Consider the following 445-nt stretch of genomic DNA (forward strand, 5'->3'; position numbering starts at 1 on the left):
GTTGAAGATCTTTCACATTACCCCAGCCATGTTCATAGAAAAGACCGAGATTAAACTGCGCTGGTGCATAACCTTGTTTTGCTGCCTTATTATACCAATAGATTGCTTTTGTATAATCCTGTGCAGTGCCATTACCATTTCCATACACAAGTCCCAGATCTGTTTGTGCTTTCATATCCCCCTGTTCTGCTAACTTGGTTAGATATGCTATATTGTTTGTCACACCCTTATTTTTTGAATCATCATTTGAATAGCAAAGAGCAATAACAACTCCAAGTATGACGATTAATGTAAAAATCATCATCGACATATTTTTCTTCATATTACTCCTCTGTTTTATTATTAATAAATAATGACTACTGTTTTTGTTTATAGGAAAAAAGAGTGTCTATAAGGTATATCGGATACCTTCCCCTGAAAACCGGAACTGCCTTCGTTTATGAAG

1 protein-coding gene is annotated in these 445 nt (G+C 35.3%); it reads right to left on the reverse strand.

What is annotated here, in order from left to right; all coding sequences use genetic code 11:
* Nucleotides 1-322: tetratricopeptide repeat protein (locus GYRE_RS25155; protein WP_038258943.1), on the reverse strand; the 322-nt coding region annotated here is incomplete at its 3' end.
* Nucleotides 323-445 lie beyond the last annotated feature (123 nt).

This window comes from Yokenella regensburgei ATCC 49455 (genome assembly GCF_000735455.1).
Classification (GTDB): Bacteria; Pseudomonadota; Gammaproteobacteria; order Enterobacterales; family Enterobacteriaceae; genus Yokenella; species Yokenella regensburgei.